Genomic DNA, 17530 nt, shown 5'->3' on the forward strand with positions numbered 1-17530 from the left:
TCCAAAACGGCTATCCGTTAACAGAAATCGCCCATTGATTAATTGGCGACCATCCTTCATGCAAATCCACAGTATGTTTGCTTACAAGAAACCATACTCATAAGGAGCTAAAAATACAAACCTCCTAAAGATAAGATGATGTAGTTGTAGCTTACTTACCGTGAACTTCGCCTATAAGTCTTGTTCCAAAGAGGTTTACGTTGCGCCAGGGGGTTTTGAGGTTGAGCCCCTTGGTTGTAACGGTTTAAACACGTTTCCATTAACTTAACCTACTTGAATAAAGAAAGAGCTGTGCCCCAGCTCTTTTTTGTGACACATCAGCATTGTATCTTATGATTATGCTCCATGTTCACATCTTTTGTAAAAGTTAAATCCAACTCCCAATACCCTTAGTGTAAGTTTCTGAACAAAAAACCTACTTTTGTATCATAACCTATTTGAGGAAGATTTTTTGTTATGTCAGAACAAGTGGAAAGAATTAAAACATTGATTATTGGATCTGGTCCTGCAGGGTATACTGCAGCTATTTATGCAGCCAGAGCAGACTTAAAACCAGTTATGTACACAGGTATGGAACCTGGGGGGCAGTTGACCACAACTACGGAGGTAGACAATTTTCCTGGCTACCCTGAAGGAATTGATGGACCTACCATGATGGTACAACTTCAACAACAAGCTGAACGTTTTGGAACCGAAGTTAGAGTAGGGATGGTAACTGCGGTGGATTTTAGTGATGAAGCAGGAGGTATCCATAAAATTACCGTAGATGATTCTAAATTGATAGAGGCGGAAACTGTAATTATTTCAACAGGTGCGTCAGCCAAATACCTTAATATCCCTAGTGAGCAAAGACTAAGAGGCGGAGGTGTTTCTGCCTGTGCAGTGTGCGATGGTTTCTTTTACAAAGGACAGGAGGTTGCCATAGTGGGTGGTGGAGATACTGCTGCGGAAGAGGCGTCCTACTTGGCCAATATCTGTAAAAAGGTAACCATGTTGATAAGAAAAGATCATATGAGGGCATCCAAGGCCATGCAACATAGGGTCAACAGTTTGGAAAACATTGAGGTAAGGTATAATACCGAGGTGGATGAAGTACTGGGGGACCAAGTTGTTGAAGGTTTAAGAATGGTGAACAACAAAACCGGAGAAAAGGAAGATATAGCTATTACTGGGCTTTTCATCGCGATTGGCCACAAGCCGAATACCGATATATTCAAGGGACAATTGGAAATGGACGAAACAGGTTATGTCATTACCCATGGCAAGTCCACTAAGACTAACAAGCCCGGGGTATTTGCCAGCGGAGATGTACAGGACAAGGAATATAGACAAGCTGTAACCGCGGCGGGTACTGGATGTATGGCGGCGCTGGATGCAGAACGATATCTTGCTACAGTTGAAAGCAAAGAAACAGTTGCTGGATAAATCTGGATCAACAAACTAAAATAAAAAAGGGCAGCTCTATAAGAGCTGCCCTTTTTTGTGGAGTGCTAATTCAATTAATCTATGCGCTTGTAGTTTTCAGAGAATGTTCTGTTCCCTTCTTCATCAAAACTGATTTGACTGTAGGTTTCATCAGTAAGTTCCAGTTCAAACGTAAATACCCTAAGGGTATCAAGTGCCCGCATCATTGAAGTGGAACCATATTCCAAGGTTTCTATGAGTGAATCAGAAGTAATCCGATACCTTCCATACCCAAACCATTCCAAAGAATCCTGGGGAGAATGCCTGCTCCACATGATTTTACCATTATAGTACATTTTAACCTGCCGGTATCCTTCAGCCTTGGCTACAGTATCTGAGATATTAATGCCATCGTCATAGTTATAAAAACTTTGAAGCTCCCAAGTTCCCTCAATGGAATGCATGTTTTCTGGTTTGTGTGAAGTTTGTTCCGTAGCGGAAATCAGAACCAACAGCAACAAAACCAATCCAAAAATTTTTTTCATTGTGGCGTGTTTTGAGTTATAGTTTTGTTTTCACATAAAAGATAGCTATTTTTTAACAAATAATCAATGAATAATTATTTCAACTGACATATTCCTAAGTATTTAAGAATAATAATAAAAAAAGCCCAGCTAATGCTGGGCCAAGTTTAATTGGTTTGGTCTATTTGGATAAAGTTTTCCTTATACGGTCAGTCTAATATTTATGAACGCTTCCTGAAACTGACTTTTTCTTTTGAACGCTTGCTTCACCGGTATATGAAATATCGGCACCGCTACTAGCATCTGCTATTAGGGATTCAGATACATTTACGGAGATATCGGCACCGCTACTAGCGTCGGCATTACACTTTTTGACCATTAGGTCGCTAGCTCTAATATCAGCCCCGCTACTTGCATCAGCATAGAGCATATCTGCTGAACCGGATATTTTTATGCCGGAACCGCTGCTGGCATCTGCTTCAACTTCTTTGGCTACCAGCTCCAAATGTAGATCAGCCCCACTACTGGCATCCAGTTCTATCTTTTCGGCTTCCACCACGTTTTGTACGATTAAATCCGCACCACTTGAACTTTTCAGTGCTGAAATCTCGGGTAATGACACGTAGATTTTTTTGGTAGCACGTCCTATGTTCTCTATGGCATGTATTTTAAGTTTGCCATCTCTGATATCGGTACCTATTAAATCGATGATGTTTTCATCTGCTTCAACGGTAATTTTAAAATCCCTGTCTTGCGTTACAAATACATCCAGTCCTTCTGATGCAGAAACTACAGTGAAGTCTTCCGTAACAGTTCTACTTTCTTCAACTACTTCACCATTTCCTCTTTTTCCTTTTCCAAAATTGATGTCCATCATACAGGATGAGGCGAAAATGGCAAAAAATACTGCGATTGCGATTCTAGCTAGTGTTGTCATGATTGTTTTTTTAATGATTGATTAAAATTCGTGTTTATGTTGTTTTTTATATAGTTATAGTTACCCAACTGTTGAAAATTGAGGCTCAATTGTCTTTATTCTCTCCCGCTTTTATTTTTATACCGTCTTCATCGATTTTCATTTCAAAGGAATCGTTCCGATCTTTAACATCGATGTTAAGACCATCTTCATTGATGATTATTTTACCACCTTCTTCCTCTTCGTCCTCGACTTCCTCCTCAGGACAGTCTTGGCACTTAAGTTCTCCATCCTCGTCCATAATCCAGGTATGCCCAATGATCCTACTTCTATAATAGTCTCGATCATTACGAATTCCGCTCCCTATATGTCCGGTGGCGGATTCGTCAAATCGTACAATACTGCCTTGGGGAACATAGATAGTTGATCTAATTTCCTGATCTCTCACTTTATTGGAAGGGTCCGTGGTGAAATGTTCATCAAAAATTATTTCATTGCCACTTATGGTATAAGCATAGTTGATTTCTTTTGCCCTGTCCCTAGCTTCTAAGGTAGTGCTACCATGAGCATCTTTTCTAACATCGATTTTAATGATGGAATCTTCAGATTTTCTGAGTTTGATACGGATATCATCAGAAATCAGTATTCTTTCATCATTCTCATCGTAGGTAAATACCATTCGTCCAAAATGCATATTCTCCATGTTACGGTCAAAATCAGAATCTTTCACCTTGATGACCAAAGTATCCGACGGATTTTCGAGCGTCATCTCTTCTTTAACATGTACACTACCAACATTGGTAAATTCTGCGGCTTGACGCACTCCTAGGGCAAACAATACTCCTATGGAAATCAACCAAAGCCCTAGAAGGGAAAACTTGGCAATATTTCCGATTGATTTTAGGTTGTTCACCAGAATCTTGAGTCCTAAATAAAGGAGAAAGAAAAATGGGATGCCAACGGTAAAGAACACTAAGAGTGAGACCAGCCATACAGGCGCTCCTGTGGTGTTCACGATTTCGTAGAAATCGACCCCAGGGAAGTGCACCGCATCAAAAAGTCCTACAGTGAATAGGGCAATGAACAACCCAATTAGGGTAGATGCACCTATAATAATCAATAGAATACCGATGAACTTTCCAATGATCTTAAAAAAGAACATGATAATGTCCCCTATGGTATCAAAAAAGGTCTTGGAGCCGCTTTTGACCTTGTTGCCCACTTTTTCGTAGTCAACACTTTTTACCTTGTCTGCAACATCATCAAACCCCTCTTTAACTTTGCGTTCTATATTGCTGATGTTGATAGGCTCTCCCCGCATGTCCAATTTTTGCGAGGTGGTAGCGGCTTCGGGAACCAAAATCCATAGAAGGATGTAGGCAATGAGTCCAAATCCGGTAAATACGGCCAAAAGAATAAAGATTAATCGAATCCAAAGGGCATCTATACCGAGATAGTGCTCCAGACCGGAACAAACACCTCCAATGTACTTTTCATCGATATCCCTGTATAACTTTTTGGTTTTACTGGTGGTTTGGGTCTGACTTTTTCTAGGTTCGTCCTCAAAAATGTCCTCATCCACCATATAATCTTCGGGTTGCCCCATAACATTGATGACTTCATCCACTTCTTTTTGGGTAATGACTTGGCGTTCATTTTCCATCTTCTCCAAAAAGAGTTCGGCTATCCTCGCCTCAATGTCGGCAATGATCTCTTCGCTCCCTGCGGTCCCTGAGAAGGATCGTTTAATAGATTCCAGATAACGTTTGAGCTTGTTAAAAGCAGTATCGTCTATATGGAAGAGCGTGTTAGCTAAATTTATGTTTACTGTCTTGTTCATTTTCTGATTCTTATTTCGTGTTGGTTACCAAGTTGACTGCGTTTCTAAGTTCATCCCAGGTGCCGTTGAGCTCATTGAGGAACAACTTTCCTGTTTCGGTAAGCGCGTAATATTTGCGAGGTGGCCCTGAGGTGGACTCTTCCCAACGATAGTTAAGGAGTCCTGCATTTTTCAACCTCGTGAGAAGAGGATAAATGGTTCCTTCCACCACCAGCATCTTTGCGTCTTTAAGGGCTTCAAGAATTTCTGAGGCATACTTATCCTTACTGCTTAATATGGAAAGAATGCAATACTCAAGAACCCCTTTGCGCATTTGTGCTTTTGTGTTTTCTATGTTCATAATTTCATGGTTCTTATTTTGCGCCGAACCAGGTTCGGCAACTGATTAACTGTTCGTTTTTTGTTTCCAATGTTCCCCTGTGATGAGCAGGGGAGTGGAAACGTTTTTTGATTGATGGTTGTTTGTTGATTGATTGATGATCTTTTGTTTTTTGATTGATGAATAAACCCGTATTCTCTGTTTTATTTGATGAATTTTATTGTAAATGGATATTTAAACGTCTGTCCTTCATTGGTTCTTATTGTTGCCAAAATGGTATAGACTACGTTTACTACGCCAATGGCTACCTGCAATACTCCGGTGATACCCGCTGGCCAGAAAAACCGACCAAACCTAAAATCGTCACTGTTTATATGTATGCTCAGGTTGTTTAGATCGTTCAGCTTGTGGATTCCCCAAAAATCCCAATCAAAGATTTCAGGAGCAAATCCAAAGAAAAAAGGAATACTGATAAGTCCCGCTACAATGGAGTACAATAACATGCTAATTTGAAAATTGAGCGCCTGCTTACCATTATAGTCCACAAATTCATGCTCCCTTTTGTTGGCCGTCCATAAGATTAATGGAAGTATAAAGTTCCCAAAGGGAATAAAATATTTTGAAAAGGTGGAGGCATGTATCAGTGCCGATAAATTCCTTTCGTGTTTGGTTAAAGTTGTTGCCATTTTTAATTGATGATTTTGATGTAATATAGGTTTACCTACTAGCTTACGATGCAAATATATGTCCAAAAGATGGTACTATGCAAAACAAAGTACTGTAAATTAACATAAATTTAACAATTGTGAATTACCTGTTTTTACCTATTTTTAGACCAACAATTAGTAAGATATGGCTCTGAATGCTAGTAAATTCAACAGTTTCTCCTTTTTTAAACTCCCTTCTGCATGGTGGTGCGGGGTACGCCTCAAGTATATTGATGAAAATAAAGCGGTTACCTCAGTAAAGCACAGATGGTTCAATCAAAATCCTTTTAATTCCATGTTTTGGGCAGTTCAAGGGATGGCAGCCGAGCTGAGTACAGGAGCTATGGTCATCAATGAAATTCAAAAAAGTGGAAAGAAAATATCCATGCTGGTGGCCAACAACAAAGCCACTTTTACCAAAAAGGCCACAGGCAGGATTACTTTTACTTGTGAGGATGGCCATTTGATTTCAAAGGCCATTCAAGATACAATTGCAACAGGGGAGGGGCAGACCTTCTGGATGAAATCCATAGGAGTAAATGAAGATGGGGTTGAAGTTTCTACATTTAATTTTGAATGGACCATTCGACTTAAGGCCTAAAGTTTATATCTTTAGGGGATTGCAATTTTTTAGTAAATTCATCATTAACTAGATATATTTATAAGAAAACTAAACACATGGGAAAATTTGAAATTAAAACAACAAATTCTGGCAAAACAATGTTCAACCTCAAAGCAGGAAATGGCCAGGTAATCCTAACCAGTGAACAGTACAACAGCAAGTCGGCTTGCGAAAATGGCATCGAATCCGTAAGGACCAATTCTCAGAATGATGATCGTTTTGAGCGTAAAACGGCCAAGGATGGTAGCCCTTACTTCAATCTTAAAGCTTCCAATGGACAAGTAATTGGAAAGAGTGAAATGTACAGCTCTACCTCTGCCATGGAAAATGGAATTGCATCCGTAAAGAAAAATGCTCCTGATGCTGACGTTGATGACAATTCTTAAGCCAAGACAATGGTTTAACCAAGTTAAAAAAGCAGCTCTTAGAGCTGCTTTTTTCTTTTGTGAGAACAACTGTAACAAAAAATTGTATCGACCAACTTATTAGAGTATAAAATCAAAAAACAAAAAAATGAACGCACACGAAATAGACTATGAAATCTACGGAGAGGAAATGCAATATGTGGAGATTGAACTTGACCCACAAGAAGCCGTAGTGGCCGAGGCTGGAAGTTTTATGATGATGGACACGGATATCCAAATGGATACCATTTTTGGCGATGGGTCCAATCAAGATTCCGGGGTACTGGGTAAACTGTTCTCAGCAGGAAAACGATTGCTCACGGGTGAAAGTCTCTTTATGACTGCTTTTCTCAATATAAGTCAGGATAAAAAACAGGTAAGCTTTGCTTCCCCTTATCCTGGTAAAATAGTTCCTATAGATCTCTCGGAAAAAGGAGGGAAGTTCATCTGTCAGAAAGATGCTTTTCTCTGCGCTGCTAAAGGGGTTTCCGTGGGTATTGAATTCTCCAAGCGTTTGGGAAGAGGACTTTTTGGAGGTGAGGGCTTTATTATGCAAAAACTGGAAGGAGACGGATTAGCCTTTGTACATGCAGGGGGGACTTTGGCCAAAAAGGAACTGGCTCCCGGGGAAGTCTTAAAAGTGGACACGGGCTGTATAGTTGGTTTTTCGCATACTGTGGATTACAATATTGAGTTTGTTGGAGGGATAAAGAATACCATTTTTGGTGGTGAAGGACTGTTCTTTGCAACATTACGAGGACCAGGAACCGTTTATATCCAGTCGTTACCATTTAGCCGATTGGCCGGTCGGGTGCTCGCAGCTATTCCAAGAGGAGGCAAGGATAAAGGAGAAGGAAGCATCCTTGGCGGCTTGGGAGATATCGTGATGGGAGATAATCGGTTTTGATGCATGGACGTTTTTAAGTGCGATTTTTATATGTTCGCACTATGAATTTTCAAGACCTTTTCAATTTTCTGGATAAACTTCAGCAGAACAATTCCAAAGAATGGATGGATGCCAATCGAAAATGGTACAAATCCCTTCGAAATGAATTTGTGCTGTGGTTGGACGAGTTGGATTATACCATGGCCCAACTGCACGACGATTATTACCCCACTCCGGGCAAAAAGGGAATAAATAGAATCAATAACAACTTGATGTTCCACCCCCATAAGCCCATTTATAAGGACCATTTTGGTGCGGGTTTGGACAAGGCTCCCAAATCCGCGGATTTTTATATTGAGATTGGAATAAAACAATGCCTATTGGCCGGTGGTTTTTGGCGCCCCGAATCCAAAACGTTGCGTAGCATTCGGGATGGAATTGATTACAATGGAGAAGAGTTGCAACAAATTTTGGACACACCATCCTTTAAAAAAACCTTCGGAAATCTTTACGAAGATGAAAAATTGACCAATGCTCCCAAGGGTTTCTCCAATGACCACCCCTATATCGAACTTCTCAAAAACAAAACCTTTGCTGTGGTGCATCAGTTTGATAGAAATGAGGTCTTTCAGGACAATTTTGAAGAAAAAATCAAACAGGTGTACTTGGAAATGCTTCCTTTCCGCCGATATTTGAACAATGCCGCAACCGTTTAATCCTTAATATGAAATTCGGAAAAGTAAGAAACCTTGAAAAAGAGTTGTTATCAGATAACTGGTATACCTTAAATAAAATCACTTTTGAGTACCAACGTGAAGATGGAGAATGGGAGACCCAGTACCGGGAAGCCTACGATCGTGGTAACGGTGCCACAATCTTATTATATAATAAAGAAAAGAGAACCGTAGTGTTGACCCGCCAGTTTAGAATGCCCACTTATTTAAATGGCAACTCGGATGGCATGATGATAGAGGCCTGCGCTGGACTCTTGGAAAAGGGAAATGCCGAAGAAACCATTAAAATGGAAGTGGAGGAAGAAACCGGATATCAAATAGATAACGTTGAAAAGGTGTTTGAAGCATATATGTCCCCTGGCTCCGTGACCGAGATTCTCTATTTCTTTATTGGGCATTATGAGGATACCATGAAAGTTAGTGAAGGTGGTGGCGCAGCGGATGAAACCGAAAACATTGAGGTTTTGGAAATGGAGTTTCAAAAAGCCTTGGAAATGGTAAAAACAGGAGAAATAAAAGATGCCAAGACCATCATGTTGTTACTGCACGCCCAAATAAGCCGTTTGTTTGGTCAATAATCTTCATGAAGTTTTTTAAGGGTGGAATAAATCTCGTCTCTAATTTTGGAGGTAGGCACCCTAAAATGATTGTTCATAAAACTAAAGATGAGCAGTTTTCCGGATTTGGTGAGCACGTAACCACTCAGATTGTAATTATTTCCCAAGGACCCAGATTTGGCAAAAACAAAAGGTGCAGTGTCGGGATCTTGCCATTTCTCTACTGTTCCAGAGGAATCCCACATGGGGAGGATAGCAAACAAGTGGTCTTGAGGAATTTCAATATATAGTTTTTGAAGAATCTCTACCATGGATCTTGGAGTAAACAAGTTGTAACGGGACAGACCCGACCCATCGACCCAGCGGGGCTCATGTTGCAGGTCCTTTAGACTGTTCTCCAGCGAATGGGTTATGACTCGCTTTGTACCCAAGGTGTCCGATAAGACGGATGAAGCCATCATCATTAGCTGTTCTGCCAAAAAATTGTCGCTTTCCAAAAGCATTTGTTTGTAAATGGAATCTGTTTCCATACCATACCTGATTTTTTTGGTGCCGGACGGAAATTCATCAGTGATGGTTATTTTCTTATCCAGGATTTGTTCTAATAATTCCTTAGTGAGTTTCTGGTCGGTGATGAACGGAACCTCCAATGTGTCCTCTTCCATGGGGGCTATGTAGAACCGATTGAAAAATTCATCTCTATACTTTGTATGGTCTTGTACAGCAACAGCATCCTTGAAATAACGAGGAAGTACCTTTAAGCTATCAGTATGAGCAATGGAAACCACATTTCCATATAGAGGTAAGGAGCCTTTTTCTGGGGAGAAGTAGGTGTCAAAATCTTCCCAGGCCCATCCTGGACCATATCTTGTTTCTTCGGTATTGTTCAAGTATAATGCAATTTGTTGTTGCTTTTTCAGCCAATCAATTGTCGTGGTGTCGTGAAAATAAGGATGGAGCCAGGTTGGGTCACCAGTACCTTCTATATAAAGAGTGTCTTGGTCTACCAAATATTTAAGAGAGGGGACATGCTTTGGAATCAATTGGGTGCAGGAGTAAAATGTAGCAATTTTCACATTACTTGCAGGAGTAAAATAGACCGCACCGTTATGGTCATAGATAGTTTTCTTGGTATCTGCATCCAATACTACCAAACCATGTAAAGAATTTTGAAAAGCGGAATTGTGTAGGTTGGAATCCAATGATTTTCGCAAAGGAGAACATCCTTGAAGGAGGAATAGGATTAATAATATTTTGATTATCAAATATTTGGAAGTAACATCCGGACGATAGCTCATATAACCTTTTATCGATTTTAACACGAATTTATCCAATTTTTAACCGCCTCATCGAACATTCAAACCTGTTTTTTCTTAACTTAGGTGCACAACCAATTCAAAATAAGCAAATTTTCTATGCCCAGAGCAATGTTAGATTACACCAAGACAATCCTTCAAAAGGTGAGTTTTGATGCTAAACTCTTCGCGAAAGAATTGAAGAAAGCGGTTTCCAGGCTATTGCCAAGTGAAATTGAAGAACTTAAAATCTGGCTTCAGTACTATATTGTAGATAAGCCGGAGTTGCAACCATCACTATTACTTTTAAAAGCTTAATAACAACAGGAGCCGCTTATGCGGCTCTTTTTTTTGCCCCAAACTTTCATTTTTTGGCCAAAGGGCTTATGATTTTTACATCCTGAAATGCTATTGCTCCACGGACAATACTGGATATTACTTCTCTAATTGCCTCGGTTATCTGAATTTTGAGCTCGCTCTTGTGATAGATCAAACTTATTTCGCGAGCTGGCGATGGACTCTCAAACGGTTTTAGAAATTGCTGCTTGCTTTTTTCCAGATGTAGGGTGTTTAGATAGGGCAAAAGAGTCATTCCCATGCCTTCGTCGGATAGGCTGATCAATGTTTCAAAGCTACCGCTTTCAATCTTGAACGGTTCATCTTCCATATTTTTTGAGGCCTTGCACAGATTGATTACTCCATCTCTAAAACAGTGCCCATCTTGTAAAAGGAGAATGTCATTCACATCCAAATGTGCAGTAGTAAGCTGTGTTTCTGAAGTTAAGCGATGATTATTGGGAACATAGCCCACAAAGGGCTCATAATACAAAGGGCGTTCCTTTATGAATTCTATTTCCAAAGGAGTTGCCGCAATACCAGCATCCAAATGCCCGTCCAAAATGTTGCGGATCATGGTATCCGTGGGTTGTTCCTTGATTATGAGATTCACCTTAGGGTATTTTTTTATAAATGTCCCCAAGAACATGGGTAGTAACGTAGGCATTACAGTAGGTATGATTCCCAAAGTATAGTCCCCTCCGATAAATCCTTTATCCTGGTCCACAATATCTTTGATGCGTTCAGCTTCGGCAACAATGTTTTTTGCTTGGGCCACGATTTTTTTTCCTACTTCGGTTATGGAAATGGGTTTTTTGCTCCGATCAAATATCAGTACATCCAATTCGTCCTCAAGTTTTTGCACCTGCATGCTCAAGGTAGGTTGGGTTACATAACTTTTTTCGGCGGCTAGGGTAAAATTTTTGTGCTCGGCTACGGCGAGCACATATTGCAATTGTGTAATGGTCATCTACTATAAATCTGAGATATAAAAGTATGAAAAACCATCAATTTTATTTATGTCAAATGGTTGTAAATAACCTTTTGGAATATAAAAGGCTTGCCACTGGCAAGCCTTTCCTTGATTGATGAATTATTTTTACTAGAATCTAATTTGAAACTCCATATCCTCATTGTCCACGGTAAACTTGGCACCATCAAATGAAGGTGGACCAAATGACATATCATTGTTGGAGACACCATAACTTTCTTTAGGCATTCCGTTTTCTTCAAAATCCATCCTATTATTTTCATTCTTGTCATGCAAGGCCATGATGGCATAAGTACCTGGAGTTACATTTTCAAATACAAATGAAACCTTTCCATTTTCAATAGAGCTTTGTAAATTTTTTATACCTGGCCCTTTCATAAAAGTGTCACCTGTATGAAGGCTTACCATTACTTTTCCTTCGTCACTGGTAATGTTGTCGATGCTGACTTCAATTTTAATTCCTGATTGTTCTTGTGCTAAACCTATTAGACTTGTAAGAAATAATGATAATGTGAGTGCAATAGTTTTCATAATGAATGTTTTTGATGTTGTTGGCTCAAAATTCCATCAGGATGAAGGGTTTACAAATTTGCACTTACCGAAATGTGGATTTTTAGGGCTGAACTGTTTTGCCAAATTTCCTTTTTCAATTCATCGCCAAAATTCTACGATTGGGTATTTCCTTTTGGCAAGCTTCGGCTGTTAAATACAATTTTGGGCCATCAAAAAAGGAAATCGAACAGTCATGAAAAACCAAACACTCGTAGCCATTTTACTTTTATGCTTTAATCTTGCCCATTCGCAGACCACCGTTACAGGCAAGGTGACCGATGGAAAAAACAACCCTATAGTTGGCGCCAATGTATACCTTGAAGGCACCTACGATGGTGCTTCAACGGATGAAAATGGCGCCTTTAGTTTTGAAACCATGGAAACAGGCACGCAAGCTTTAGTGGTTTCCATATTGTCTTACGAACCTCATTATGAAGTAGGTGACGTCAGTTATTTCAAAAACCTTGAGATAGCCTTGATGGAATCCATCAACGCCTTATCTGGAGTTACATTAACGGCCGGGACATTTGAGGCAGGGGACAATTCCAAAGTATCGGTCCTAAAACCGTTGGATATTGTTACCACTGCAGGTGCTGCGGGAGATTTTGTGGGTGCTTTGCAAACGCTACCGGGCACCACTACAGTCAGTGAGGATGGCCGTCTGTTTGTAAGAGGAGGCTCAGCAGGGGAGACCCAAGTCTTTATTGACGGCTTGCGAGTGTTTCAACCTTTTAATGCTACAGCCAACAATATTCCAACCCGTGGTCGTTTTTCTCCATTCCTTTTTAAAGGAATCACATTCAGCACGGGGGGTTATTCGGCAGAGTACGGACAAGCACTTTCCAGCGTGCTTCTATTGAATACCACCGATGTTCCTGATCAAGAAAAAACGGATATTTCCATGATGTCCGTAGGTGGCGGTTTGGGGCATACCAAAATTTGGGGAGACCAATCTCTTAGCATAAATACCTCATACATTAATCTGGCTCCGTACGAGGCTTTGATACCTTCCACCCAAGGGGTGAGATGGAACAGTCCATATGAATCTGTTTCTGGAGAAGCGGTTTTTCGGAGCAAGGGAGACCAAAGTATGTTTAAACTGTACACAGGGTTCAATCTTGCCAGTCTGGATATAGAACAAGAGGACATTAATTTTGAGGAATATGTACCATTTAAGTTGACCAACAACAACCTCTATTTCAATGCTTCGTACAAGTACTATTTTGATAATGATTGGAGCGTAACTTCGGGTGCATCTATTTCCTGGGACATAAATGACGTAGGTTTATTGGATGACACTGTAGAAACTAAGGAAACGGCATCCCACCTTAAGGTGAAGGCTAGAAAAAATTTCAGTAGCAGGCTTAATCTCAACTTAGGTGCCGAGCTTTTTGTTACGGATTACGAGGATACGTTATCCGCCCAAAATGAACAGACTTTTAATAGCGGATATGATGAGCGTTTGTGGGCCGGATTTGCGGAAACCGATATCTTTCTGAGCAATGAATTTGCAATGAAGTTGGGAGCAAGAGGCGAGTACAGCACTCTTTTGAACGACTTCAAGGTTTCTCCACGGGTTTCACTGGCATACAAACCTGGTGAATATGGGCAGTTTTCATTGGCATATGGGGATTTTTATCAGAACCCGATTTCGGATGTCATAAAATACGATGTAATGGTTTTACCTGAGAAGACCTCCCATTATATAGCCAACTATCAGTATCTGAACAATGGAAAGACTTTTAGAGCAGAGGCGTATTACAAGGATTATGATAATTTGATAAAGTACAACACCCAATTTCCCCAGTTTGATTCGAGTTTCAACAACTCTGGTAGTGGTTACGCAGCGGGATTGGATGTATTTTGGAGAGACAATAAAAGCATTGAGTATCTGGATTATTGGATTTCATATTCTTATTTGGACACAGAAAGGGATTATCAGGATTTTAGTCAACGTGCCACTCCTAATTTTGCTCCAAAGCACAATTTTTCGTTGGTAACAAAATACTGGGTGGATAAGCTGCGCTCGCAGGTAGGATTGTCCTATTCTTTTGCATCCGGAAGACCGTACAACAATCCAAATTCAGCTGAATTCATGGCCGAGAAAACAAAATCCTTCAACAATTTAAGTTTCAATTGGGCCTATCTGATAGATCAACAGAAAATCCTGTACTTTTCTGTAAACAATGTTCTTGGATTCAACAATGTCAATAACTACCAATACGCAAATTCGCCCAATGTAGATGGAGTGTTCGACCGCAGGGCGATTACTCCCGCAGCGGACAGTTTTTTCTTTGTCGGCTTTTTCTGGACCATTAGCTCGGATGGCAAGAGCAACCAGTTGGACAATCTATAATGTTCTATTGTTGCATCTTTAAATAATAATCGGCAGAATGCTTCCCGGACCCATAGATCATAAAGAACAAACAGGCCAAAAGCGTAACTGAAGAGAGAATCAGGTTGGTTGAATTCATTTCTCCAAGAAAATTGGTCAACACCGCACCGATTAAAATGGGCAATTGAGCCAACGCCACCCAGCGGGTGAGTAGGCCGACAACAAGAAGGAAACCTCCAACAAAATGAGCAGGAGCTATGTAATGCAAAATAATCATCCCTCCGGGCATGTCCTGAAAAGGCCGGGTCAGAGCGGACATTTGTTCATGATTGCTCATAAACTCAACTCCCTTTATGAAAAGGAATACACCGAGTGCCACTCGAATAAGATCAATGGGGTAATAGGTGTGGGCATTGGCCCACTTGTTCAAATTCTTAACTGTTCCCATGGCTTTTGTTTTATTGAGTTAACCTTTTAATTTACTCATTTTTAATGAGATATAAAAAAATATGCGGTAGTCTCATTATTTTTTAGCCACTTCGGGATATTAATTAGTCTAATTGTAGCTCCATCTGAATATCACTTCGCTCATAAGGAGATTTGGCCCCTTGGATTTCTACGAATCCTAGTTTACGGTAAAGATTGATGGCCGGAGTGAGAACCCTATTACTTTCCAGATATAATTTTTTTCCTCCCATTTTTTTGGCTTGGTCAATAATATGTTGTCCAAGTAATTTACCAACACCCTTACCTTGGGCTTTTGGAGAAACGCCCATTTTGGCCAGTTCAAAATCAAACTCTTCGTGGGAGCTTGGGATTAAAGCGCAAACACCCACTGGTTCGGATTGGATCAAAGCAACAGCAATGTAACCACCTCTATCCAAAATATATTGCTTTGGATTATTCAATGAAATTCGGTCCATTTCTTCCATCTTAAAATACTTTACGATCCATTCCTCATTGAGGCGTTTAAATGCGGAGCGATATTGTTCAGAGTACGGTACTATTTCCAGAGTGTCAGTAATCATTAAAATAGAGTGAATTTTATTAAGTAAAATTAGTGGAAATGAAGAAGAGTTTGTAGGAATTTTTTAAACTCATTAAAATTTTAAAGCTTGTTCATCATCTTTTTTCAAGCCAAAAAGATCCAATTTGTAGATAAAATGAGCGGTTTAACGAGAAAATTGGCAATTTACCGAGAAAAAGTGTAATATTGATAATAGATTAATAGTAAAACTCTTACAAGCTCCCAAATCTTGCAATGAGACTACTTAAAAAACATAACCCTGTCCCCCACGGGTCAATTAACCTACAAACACTACTCGGCTATGGAAGCAAAACTACTGTTTTTCCTAAAGAATACCTTTGGATTTTATTTTAGATGCTGGTTTTATCTAGTATTGTCTTTCCTTCTCCTAAACACTGGAGTACACGCGCAGGAAAGCAATCCTTATGTCAGTTATGATGTTCCTTTTCAAAATCTGTTGAAGTTTAATCGATTTTTGATTAACCCCACTTTTTCAGCGGTTAGGGAAGACAAATCCTATGTTAATCTTTTCCACAGGAGCCAAAGCGCCAATTTTAATGATAACAACCAAAACTATTTTCTCAGCTATAGTGGTAGACTGAACGATAGAATTGGAATGGGAATAAGCCTATATAACCAACAGGAAGGAGTAATCTCCAATCTAGGTATTATGGCCAATTATTCGCATGGTATCCAGTTAGGGCAAAAAAGTAGCCTCAGCTTTGGAGTCAATATACCTTATTATGTAAGTAATTTTGACCCTGATAGGGCGGTTGCTTTGGAAGATGACCCCATATTGAATGATGCTTCACAGAGTTCTATTATTTCCTTTCAGCCCGGACTCAATCTATCTGTCGGGAAGTTTGATTTTGGCGTATTTGCCCAGAATCTAATGGATTACAATATTAGAACAGGTAAATCGCTTACCGAGCTGAACCAGAAGACCTTTTCAGGTCACGTTCAGTTTGCGCACGAGTTCAAAAATGGAGCTGGAATTTTGGAAGATGGACGCCTATTGCCTTTGGCAAGGGCTAGATTTGAAGCTGATCAAGAACCCATTTTTGGAGGAGGCCTTATTCTAGACCTACCACGACTGGGGTGGATTCAGGGTGGTTACGATCAATTCTATGGAGCTTCTGCTGGTACCGGGTTCAACCTTAACCGTAGACTTTCCTTTGGATATAACTTCGAGAAAAATATCAATAATAACCTTACCAATTTGGGTGTGACGCATGAAATATCCATTGCGTATTCTTTTGTTCCTATGCTCTCCAGAAATGTTGTGGCATCTAATGATGAGCAAAAACAGAAACCTTTGGAAGGAACATTTGTTGCGGATACTAAAAAGACCAAGAAAAAATCGAAAAAGAACAAGCTGGATGCTCAAACAGCCCTTCGTCCTACAAACAAGGAAGAGTTGGCATTTTGGGAGGAGCAGATTGAGCTGTTAAAATCCCAACAACGTGAAAACTACGCAGTAATCAATGAACTGATCTTTAAGATGGATTCCATGGAAAGAAACCGGGAGCGCGATCTTGAAAAACGGTTTGAAATGGTGATGCGCATGGTAAAACGACATAACAACGAAGAAACTCCAGATATTGAAGCCAAGGCCCAGAAATTGTATTTGGCGAAAAATGAAGATTTAGATTCCGTCTATGGATCCATTGAAACACAACGCCTGGCGGATAATTCCAATACCGTTAAAAAGGAAATTACCGCTCCCAAACCTAAAGGAACATTTACAGGTGGCGCCTACAAACCCATTGAAAAATACATCAAATTAGATGGTGTGGGCAAAGGACATTACATAGTGGCAAACGTCTTTAGGAACGAAAGATACTTGAAGAGCTTTTTGGCTGAACTCAAGTCAAAAGGCCTCGATGCAAGGTATTTTAAGAATCCGGACAATGGTTTAAACTATGTTTATCTGGCCAAATATCAAGCAAACGAAGATGCCTATGCTGCGTATCGTTCCAAAATGAAGGGAAAATATTCCGGCGATATTTGGATCATGCATGTGGAGAATCCAAGATACTCCAATTGGGCCAATACCATATATCAGGATAATGAATAGTTAA

19 protein-coding genes are annotated in these 17530 nt (G+C 40.0%); 9 read left to right on the forward strand and 10 right to left on the reverse strand.

Annotation, left to right across the window (positions count from 1 at the left end):
• Positions 1-456 precede the first annotated feature (456 nt).
• The gene (gene trxB / locus DX873_RS03000) at positions 457-1425 is read left to right on the forward strand and encodes a thioredoxin-disulfide reductase (RefSeq protein ID WP_116183036.1); all 969 of its coding nucleotides are present in this window, start codon (positions 457-459) and stop codon (positions 1423-1425) included.
• A gap of 74 nt (positions 1426-1499) precedes the next feature.
• On the opposite strand, the gene DX873_RS03005 is transcribed toward trxB, so the two are convergent.
• The 5 genes from DX873_RS03005 to DX873_RS03025 all read right to left on the reverse strand — a co-directional run bounded on the left by DX873_RS03005 (position 1500) and on the right by DX873_RS03025 (position 5689).
• A complete protein-coding gene (locus DX873_RS03005; RefSeq protein WP_116183037.1) occupies positions 1500-1949 on the reverse strand; it encodes a hypothetical protein in 450 nt (149 codons plus the stop codon).
• A gap of 193 nt (positions 1950-2142) precedes the next feature.
• Positions 2143-2865 carry a head GIN domain-containing protein gene (locus tag DX873_RS03010; protein WP_116183038.1) on the reverse strand — a complete coding sequence of 241 codons (723 nt, stop codon included), beginning with the start codon at positions 2863-2865 and terminating at the stop codon, positions 2143-2145.
• An 85-nt stretch (positions 2866-2950) separates the two neighbouring features.
• Positions 2951-4684, reverse strand: a complete 1734-nt coding sequence (locus tag DX873_RS03015; protein ID WP_116183039.1) for a PspC domain-containing protein — start codon at positions 4682-4684, stop codon at positions 2951-2953.
• Between the two features lie 10 nt (positions 4685-4694).
• Positions 4695-5024, reverse strand: a complete 330-nt coding sequence (locus tag DX873_RS03020) for a PadR family transcriptional regulator (RefSeq protein ID WP_116183040.1) — start codon at positions 5022-5024, stop codon at positions 4695-4697.
• A 182-nt stretch (positions 5025-5206) separates the two neighbouring features.
• The gene (locus DX873_RS03025) at positions 5207-5689 is read right to left on the reverse strand and encodes a DUF4870 domain-containing protein (RefSeq protein WP_116183041.1); all 483 of its coding nucleotides are present in this window, start codon (positions 5687-5689) and stop codon (positions 5207-5209) included.
• A 166-nt stretch (positions 5690-5855) separates the two neighbouring features.
• Between DX873_RS03025 and DX873_RS03030 the strand changes: the two genes are divergently transcribed.
• From DX873_RS03030 to nudK, 5 genes are all read left to right on the forward strand, one after another.
• A complete protein-coding gene (locus DX873_RS03030) occupies positions 5856-6311 on the forward strand; it encodes a DUF4442 domain-containing protein (protein WP_116183042.1) in 456 nt (151 codons plus the stop codon).
• 77 nt (positions 6312-6388) lie between these two features.
• A complete protein-coding gene (locus tag DX873_RS03035) occupies positions 6389-6718 on the forward strand; it encodes a YegP family protein (protein ID WP_116183043.1) in 330 nt (109 codons plus the stop codon).
• A 127-nt stretch (positions 6719-6845) separates the two neighbouring features.
• A complete protein-coding gene (locus DX873_RS03040; protein ID WP_116183044.1) occupies positions 6846-7643 on the forward strand; it encodes a TIGR00266 family protein in 798 nt (265 codons plus the stop codon).
• Between the two features lie 41 nt (positions 7644-7684).
• A complete protein-coding gene (locus DX873_RS03045; protein WP_116183045.1) occupies positions 7685-8338 on the forward strand; it encodes a DUF2461 domain-containing protein in 654 nt (217 codons plus the stop codon).
• 8 nt (positions 8339-8346) lie between these two features.
• Complete coding sequence (gene nudK / locus DX873_RS03050) at positions 8347-8934, forward strand: GDP-mannose pyrophosphatase NudK (protein ID WP_116183046.1); 588 nt, start codon at positions 8347-8349, stop codon at positions 8932-8934.
• Here nudK and DX873_RS03055 read toward each other — a convergent pair.
• Positions 8928-10211, reverse strand: coding sequence for a D-alanyl-D-alanine carboxypeptidase (locus DX873_RS03055; protein WP_116183047.1), 1284 nt, complete (start codon positions 10209-10211; stop codon positions 8928-8930). The genes nudK and DX873_RS03055 overlap by 7 nt on opposite strands.
• 117 nt (positions 10212-10328) lie before the next feature.
• On the opposite strand from DX873_RS03055, the gene DX873_RS03060 reads away from it, so the two are divergent.
• Positions 10329-10526 (forward strand): hypothetical protein, encoded by a 198-nt coding sequence (locus DX873_RS03060; protein ID WP_116183048.1) that lies wholly within the window; start codon positions 10329-10331, stop codon positions 10524-10526.
• Between the two features lie 46 nt (positions 10527-10572).
• Here DX873_RS03060 and DX873_RS03065 read toward each other — a convergent pair whose 3' ends face one another.
• Positions 10573-11514, reverse strand: a complete 942-nt coding sequence (locus DX873_RS03065) for a LysR substrate-binding domain-containing protein (RefSeq protein ID WP_116183049.1) — start codon at positions 11512-11514, stop codon at positions 10573-10575.
• A gap of 132 nt (positions 11515-11646) precedes the next feature.
• Positions 11647-12066, reverse strand: a complete 420-nt coding sequence (locus DX873_RS03070) for a DUF2141 domain-containing protein (RefSeq protein WP_116183050.1) — start codon at positions 12064-12066, stop codon at positions 11647-11649.
• 214 nt (positions 12067-12280) lie between these two features.
• Between DX873_RS03070 and DX873_RS03075 the strand changes: the two genes are divergently transcribed.
• Complete coding sequence (locus DX873_RS03075; RefSeq protein ID WP_116183051.1) at positions 12281-14443, forward strand: TonB-dependent receptor; 2163 nt, start codon at positions 12281-12283, stop codon at positions 14441-14443.
• A 4-nt stretch (positions 14444-14447) separates the two neighbouring features.
• Here DX873_RS03075 and DX873_RS03080 read toward each other — a convergent pair whose 3' ends face one another.
• Positions 14448-14870: a DoxX family protein gene (locus DX873_RS03080; RefSeq protein WP_116183052.1), complete on the reverse strand. Its 423-nt coding sequence runs from the start codon at positions 14868-14870 to the stop codon at positions 14448-14450.
• Between the two features lie 103 nt (positions 14871-14973).
• Positions 14974-15450, reverse strand: coding sequence for a GNAT family N-acetyltransferase (locus tag DX873_RS03085; protein ID WP_116183053.1), 477 nt, complete (start codon positions 15448-15450; stop codon positions 14974-14976).
• A gap of 300 nt (positions 15451-15750) precedes the next feature.
• Here DX873_RS03085 and DX873_RS03090 point away from each other — a divergent pair, with 300 nt between their 5' ends.
• Entirely contained in the window at positions 15751-17526 is a 1776-nt protein-coding gene (locus DX873_RS03090) for a PorP/SprF family type IX secretion system membrane protein (protein WP_116183054.1), read from the forward strand.
• The last annotated feature ends 4 nt before the right edge of the window (positions 17527-17530 follow it).

Source organism: Flagellimonas nanhaiensis, from assembly GCF_003382275.1.
GTDB classification, from domain to species: domain Bacteria; phylum Bacteroidota; class Bacteroidia; order Flavobacteriales; family Flavobacteriaceae; genus Flagellimonas; species Flagellimonas nanhaiensis.

Bases quoted from the DNA above. Each gene is read 5' to 3' on its own strand.
- DX873_RS03085 (WP_116183053.1), bottom strand. From the start codon at position 15,450: ATGATTACTGACACTCTGGAAATAGTACCGTACTCTGAACAATATCGC.
- trxB (WP_116183036.1), top strand. From the start codon at position 457: ATGTCAGAACAAGTGGAAAGAATTAAAACATTGATTATTGGATCTGGT.
- DX873_RS03055 (WP_116183047.1), bottom strand. From the start codon at position 10,211: ATGAGCTATCGTCCGGATGTTACTTCCAAATATTTGATAATCAAAATA.
- DX873_RS03070 (WP_116183050.1), bottom strand. From the start codon at position 12,066: ATGAAAACTATTGCACTCACATTATCATTATTTCTTACAAGTCTAATA.
- DX873_RS03020 (WP_116183040.1), bottom strand. From the start codon at position 5,024: ATGAACATAGAAAACACAAAAGCACAAATGCGCAAAGGGGTTCTTGAG.
- DX873_RS03035 (WP_116183043.1), top strand. From the start codon at position 6,389: ATGGGAAAATTTGAAATTAAAACAACAAATTCTGGCAAAACAATGTTC.
- nudK (WP_116183046.1), top strand. From the start codon at position 8,347: ATGAAATTCGGAAAAGTAAGAAACCTTGAAAAAGAGTTGTTATCAGAT.
- DX873_RS03010 (WP_116183038.1), bottom strand. From the start codon at position 2,865: ATGACAACACTAGCTAGAATCGCAATCGCAGTATTTTTTGCCATTTTC.
- DX873_RS03030 (WP_116183042.1), top strand. From the start codon at position 5,856: ATGGCTCTGAATGCTAGTAAATTCAACAGTTTCTCCTTTTTTAAACTC.
- DX873_RS03060 (WP_116183048.1), top strand. From the start codon at position 10,329: ATGCCCAGAGCAATGTTAGATTACACCAAGACAATCCTTCAAAAGGTG.
- DX873_RS03005 (WP_116183037.1), bottom strand. From the start codon at position 1,949: ATGAAAAAAATTTTTGGATTGGTTTTGTTGCTGTTGGTTCTGATTTCC.
- DX873_RS03040 (WP_116183044.1), top strand. From the start codon at position 6,846: ATGAACGCACACGAAATAGACTATGAAATCTACGGAGAGGAAATGCAA.
- DX873_RS03075 (WP_116183051.1), top strand. From the start codon at position 12,281: ATGAAAAACCAAACACTCGTAGCCATTTTACTTTTATGCTTTAATCTT.
- DX873_RS03080 (WP_116183052.1), bottom strand. From the start codon at position 14,870: ATGGGAACAGTTAAGAATTTGAACAAGTGGGCCAATGCCCACACCTAT.
- DX873_RS03015 (WP_116183039.1), bottom strand. From the start codon at position 4,684: ATGAACAAGACAGTAAACATAAATTTAGCTAACACGCTCTTCCATATA.
- DX873_RS03025 (WP_116183041.1), bottom strand. From the start codon at position 5,689: ATGGCAACAACTTTAACCAAACACGAAAGGAATTTATCGGCACTGATA.
- DX873_RS03065 (WP_116183049.1), bottom strand. From the start codon at position 11,514: ATGACCATTACACAATTGCAATATGTGCTCGCCGTAGCCGAGCACAAA.
- DX873_RS03090 (WP_116183054.1), top strand. From the start codon at position 15,751: ATGGAAGCAAAACTACTGTTTTTCCTAAAGAATACCTTTGGATTTTAT.
- DX873_RS03045 (WP_116183045.1), top strand. From the start codon at position 7,685: ATGAATTTTCAAGACCTTTTCAATTTTCTGGATAAACTTCAGCAGAAC.